2 protein-coding genes are annotated in these 446 nt (G+C 35.4%); both read left to right on the plus strand.

Annotated elements, in window-relative coordinates; genetic code table 11:
- The coding region (locus ACYVTD_RS16820) for a DNA methyltransferase (protein ID WP_461248796.1) at window positions 1–267 on the plus strand (267 nt) is incomplete at its 5' end.
- Window positions 268–299: 32 nt separating this feature from the next.
- Window positions 300–446: hypothetical protein (locus ACYVTD_RS16825; RefSeq protein ID WP_461248797.1), on the plus strand; the 147-nt coding region annotated here is incomplete at its 3' end.

Raw genomic sequence — 446 nt, forward strand, 5'->3', positions numbered from 1 at the left:
GAATTTGACAATACTGTTTGGATTGAAAAATCTTTTGGTGTTCTCAAAGATGGCGGATCTTTGATTGTCTTTAATGATTTTAAAAAAGTTTCAGATATTATAGTAATTGCGACTAAAGCCGGCTTTGAGTTCAAAGATGTTATTGTTTGGGAAAAAACCAATCCAATGCCTCGAAATAGAGAAAGGCGTTATGTGCCGTCTTTGGAGTTGATGATTTGGTTTGTTAAAAAACAAAAAGCCAAATGGACTTTTAATCGCCAAAAATAGTATCTGCTCTCCTTGAAAACAACAGAATCAATATTTCCGACGACTTTGGCAATTCCGTTCTTCATGTAGCATTAAACGAAAGGGCTGATGATAATATAATAAGGACTATAATTAATCAGGGAGCCAGAGTTAATGCGGTTGATTATAACGGAAAAACGCCATTACGCCTTGCCCTTGAT

The sequence above is a fragment of the Treponema sp. R6D11 genome (assembly GCF_054786075.1).